The 4,390-nt window shown below is 35.1% G+C and carries 6 protein-coding genes; 5 read left to right on the top strand and 1 reads right to left on the bottom strand.

The window, feature by feature from the left end:
• Positions 1-509, top strand: a 509-nt coding sequence (locus tag ABIQ27_RS01500) for a citrate/2-methylcitrate synthase (RefSeq protein WP_348031391.1), incomplete at its 5' end; no start/stop codon positions are given.
• A 53-nt stretch (positions 510-562) separates the two neighbouring features.
• On the opposite strand, the gene ABIQ27_RS01495 is transcribed toward ABIQ27_RS01500, so the two are convergent.
• Positions 563-1,660, bottom strand: coding sequence for a bifunctional methionine sulfoxide reductase B/A protein (locus tag ABIQ27_RS01495; RefSeq protein WP_348031390.1), 1,098 nt, complete (start codon positions 1,658-1,660; stop codon positions 563-565).
• A 165-nt stretch (positions 1,661-1,825) separates the two neighbouring features.
• Here ABIQ27_RS01495 and idi point away from each other — a divergent pair, with 165 nt between their 5' ends.
• From idi to ABIQ27_RS01475, 4 genes are read left to right on the top strand one after another with little or no spacing between them, the layout of a single operon-like run.
• Positions 1,826-2,353, top strand: a complete 528-nt coding sequence (gene idi, locus ABIQ27_RS01490; protein ID WP_348031388.1) for an isopentenyl-diphosphate Delta-isomerase — start codon at positions 1,826-1,828, stop codon at positions 2,351-2,353.
• A gap of 34 nt (positions 2,354-2,387) precedes the next feature.
• Positions 2,388-2,798, top strand: a complete 411-nt coding sequence (locus ABIQ27_RS01485) for a 6-carboxytetrahydropterin synthase (protein WP_348031387.1) — start codon at positions 2,388-2,390, stop codon at positions 2,796-2,798.
• Positions 2,798-3,250 carry a peroxiredoxin gene (locus ABIQ27_RS01480; protein WP_348031385.1) on the top strand — a complete coding sequence of 151 codons (453 nt, stop codon included), beginning with the start codon at positions 2,798-2,800 and terminating at the stop codon, positions 3,248-3,250. Before ABIQ27_RS01485 ends, ABIQ27_RS01480 begins: the two co-directional genes overlap by 1 nt.
• A gap of 20 nt (positions 3,251-3,270) precedes the next feature.
• Complete coding sequence (locus tag ABIQ27_RS01475; protein ID WP_348031383.1) at positions 3,271-4,233, top strand: type I phosphomannose isomerase catalytic subunit; 963 nt, start codon at positions 3,271-3,273, stop codon at positions 4,231-4,233.
• Positions 4,234-4,390 lie beyond the last annotated feature (157 nt).

The following is a 4,390-nucleotide window of genomic DNA, read 5'->3' as shown; positions in this document are numbered from 1 at the left end:
TTTGGGGACCATTGCACGGTGGAGCAAATCAGGCTGTTTTAGAAATGCTTGAAGCAATTCAGAAAGATGGTGGAGATTCAGCAAAATATATGGCTAAAGCCAAAGACAAAGACGATCCTTTCCGTTTGATGGGATTTGGACACAGAGTTTACAAAAATTTTGATCCAAGAGCCAGAATTATAAAAAAAGCAGCAGATGAGGTTTTGAGAACTTTAGGCGTTGATGATCCAATCCTGAAAATTGCAATGGAATTAGAAGAAGCGGCTTTGGTAGATGAATATTTCGTGTCAAGAAAGTTATATCCAAATGTTGATTTCTACTCTGGAATCATATACAGAGCCTTAGGAATTCCAACAGATATGTTTACCGTAATGTTTGCTATCGGAAGATTACCTGGCTGGATTGCACAATGGAAAGAGATGCGCATCAACAAAGAACCAATTGGAAGACCAAGACAAATATATGTAGGTCACCCTTTAAGAGATTTCACAGCAATGGATAAAAGATAAATTATCCATTTTAGATAAAAAAAACGCCTTGCATTGCAAGGCGTTTTTTATTGTTATTTCTTTTTCAATCTATCTTTAAATACTTTCTCAAATTTTTCAATTTTAGGTTGAATCACCATTTGACAATAGGGTTGGTCTTTGTTGTTTTCATAATAATTCTGATGATAATCTTTAGCTTTATAAAAGGCTGTAAACGGTTCTAAAGTAGTAACAATTCTGCTGCTGTAAGCTTTAGCACCATTCAATTCGGTAATAATACTTTCGGCCGCTTTCTTTTGCTCTTCGTTTTTATAAAAAATCACTGAGCGATATTGTGTTCCCACATCAGCACCCTGACGGTTCAAAGTTGTTGGGTCATGAACAGTAAAAAAGACGTGAAAGATTTCATCTAAATTCGTTTTTGTTTTGTCGTAAGTGATTTGAACTACTTCGGCAGCGCCAGTGCTTCCTGTACAAACTTCTTCGTAGCTTGGATTGGCAACAGTTCCACCGGCAAACCCTGAAACTACTTTATCGACACCTTCCAGATTTTCATACACCGCTTCAACACACCAGTAACATCCACCTCCAAGCACAATAGTTTCTAAGTTTCCTTTGGTTTCTGTTGCATCGGGAACAAAGTCTAGTGAAATAGCATTCATGCAATACCGTTTTCCTGTTGGCTCCGGACCATCATCAAACAAATGTCCCAAATGGCTGTTACATCGGCCACAAAGTGCTTCTGTTCTTTGCCATCCGAATGAATTGTCATCTTTAAAAGTGATGCTGTTTTTGTTCTCCTGTTCAAAAAAACTTGGCCAGCCACAGCTGCTTGTAAACTTTTGGTTTGATCTAAAAAGTTTCAAACCACAAACGGCACAATAGTAAGTTCCTTTAGTTTCAGAATTCCACATAGTTCCGGTGAAAGCTCTTTCGGTATCCGCTTCTCTCGCAACAGCATACAAATCGGGTGATAATATTTTTTTCCATTCGGCATCTGATACATGCAGTTTTTTTGTATCGGTGTTTGAGTAATACGGATTTTCAGGTTTTGAAATTACGTTTTCCATAGCAGTGGTTTTTGTTGTTGTGTTTTGTTTATTAGTTTGCCCACAAGCATTTAATATGAATAGTGGCAACAAAAGTAAAAAGTTAAAAATTGATTTTCGCATTGCATTTGTTTTTAAATTCTAGTACAAATTTACTATACAAGATACGAAGAGAAATGTCGTTTAGTTTACAAAAAGTTGCGTTTTAAGGAAAGTTTAACGGTTGTTTGAATAGTATAATTATGGAGGCTTATTTTTTTTCGTATTTTTGAATGATTAATAAAGGATATGATTGAAGAACAAGTAATCTTGGTAAATAAACAAGACGAACCTATCGGTTTAATGAATAAACTAGAAGCGCATGAAAAGGCAATCTTGCATCGTGCTTTTTCTGTTTTTGTATTGAATAAGAACAACGAAATCATGTTGCAGCAACGTGCACAGCATAAGTATCATTCGCCTTTATTATGGACAAATACCTGTTGCAGTCATCAACGAAATGGCGAAACCAATATCCAGGCTGGAACCCGTAGATTATATGAAGAAATGGGTTTCAAAACCGAACTCAAAGAATTGTTTCATTTTATTTATAAAGCACCATTTGATAACGGTTTGACCGAGCACGAATTAGATCATGTGATGATTGGTTATTATAATGACGAACCAAAAATTAATAAAGATGAAGCTGAAAGCTGGAAATGGATGAAAATTGAAGACGTCAAAACCGATATGATTCAGAATCCTGATATTTACACCGTTTGGTTCAAGATTATCTTTGACGAATTTTACCATTATCTCGAAGACCATAAGTTGTAAAATTCCAATATTTAAAATTCCAAATTCCAATTTTATGAAAGTTACAGTTTCCAGAAAGGCCCACTTCAATGCCGCACACCGATTGCATCGTAAAGATTGGTCAATGGAAAAAAACGATGCGGTTTTTGGCAAGTGCAATAATCCAAACTTTCACGGTCACAATTATGAGTTAACCGTTTCAGTTACTGGCGAAATTAACTCAGAAACTGGCTATGTTATCGACACCAAAATTCTAGCCGATTTAATCAAACTTCACATAGAAGATGCTTTTGATCATAAGAACTTAAACCTAGATGTTCCTGAATTTGCCGACTTAAATCCAACAGCCGAAAATATAGCTGTTGTGATTTGGCAAAAACTCCGGGAACATATTGATAACAATAAAGATTTGGAAATTGTTTTATACGAAACACCACGGAATTTTGTAACCTATAAAGGCAACTAATGGCATTGCAAATTGGAGATAGAATCCCAGATTTTTCAGCCATTGATAACAATGGTGATTTGTTTGACAGCAATGAAGTTGTTGGCAAAAAACCAGCTGTAATTTACTTTTATCCAAAAGATGATACCCGCATTTGTACCGAGCAGGCTTGTTCTTTTCGCGATCAATATGAAGATTTCAAAGCTTTGGGTGCTGAGGTTATTGGCGTAAGCGGTGATAGTTTAAAATCACATATTGCTTTTGCCAATAAATATAATTTGCCATTTATTTTACTTTCAGATGGTGATAAAAAAATCAGAAAAGCATTTGGCGTTCCCAATGATTATCTCGGATTGATTCCCGGAAGAGCGACTTATGTCGCTGATAAAAAAGGATTTATTCAATTAATTTTCGACAGCACTTCGGGAAAAATTCACATTGATAAAGCACTTGAAATCCTCAAAACAATGTAATTTTGTTTAAAATTTCCGCAATGAAACTATATCCGTTACAATTTGAACCTATTTTAAAAGAAAGGATTTGGGGCGGAACCAAATTAAAGACTTATCTAAACAAACCCATAACTTCTGATATTACTGGCGAAAGTTGGGAAATATCCTCTGTTGAAAATGACATTAGTATAGTTGCTAATGGAAGTTTAAAAGGAAAATCATTGAACCAAGTGATTAACGAATTCCCTGAAGCCGTTTTGGGAATGAAAGTTTTTGAACAATTTGGAAAACAATTCCCGTTGCTTTTCAAATACCTTGATGCGCGCGAAGATTTGTCTATTCAGCTACATCCAAATGATAAATTAGCAAAAAAACGTCACAACTCTTTTGGTAAAACCGAAATGTGGTACGTGATGCAGGCAGATACCGATTCAAGATTGCTCGTAGGTTTTAAGGAAAAATCTACTCCAGAACAATATTTGAAACATATCAATGACAAAACAATAGTTGCTATTTTAGATTTCAAGAAAGTAAAGCAAGGCGATGTTTTTTTTCTTGCAACCGGAACTATTCATGCCATTGGTGCCGGAATTGTAGTTGCCGAAATTCAGCAAACTTCAGATATAACCTATCGTATTTATGATTTCGATAGGGTAGATGCCAATGGAAACAAACGCGAGCTTCATGTAGATTTATCGCTGGATGCAATCAATTATGAGACAGTTGAAGCACAAAAACACTATTCTAAAGTTGAAAATGTTTCCAACGAAGTGGTTAACTGCAAATACTTTACAACAAATTTTATTCCGCTTGACGGTAATACCAGAATATACAAACACGGAGAATCTTTTACTGTTTATATGTGTGTAGATGGTGACTTCCAGCTGATAATTGACGATGAAACCTTTACGTATAGAAAAGGTGATACCGTTTTGTTACCGGCATGTTTGACTGATTTTCAACTTTCAGGAAAGGCATCAATCTTAGAAATTTATATTTCGTAGTTTGTTTTCTAAAGATTTAGTGTAATTTTGCACCGAATTTTAAAATAAAAGAAAATGCCAAGTGTTAAAAATTTAAAGAAAGATATTAACTTCGTATTAGGTGATATTATTGAAGCAGTTTACATTTATGAAATGACAACTACTGGAAAACCATCTG

The organism is Flavobacterium sp. (assembly GCF_039916025.1).
Taxonomy (GTDB): domain Bacteria; phylum Bacteroidota; class Bacteroidia; order Flavobacteriales; family Flavobacteriaceae; genus Flavobacterium.
Note: the sequence above shows the minus strand (reverse complement) of the source record. Positions and strands in the feature narration are given on the sequence as shown.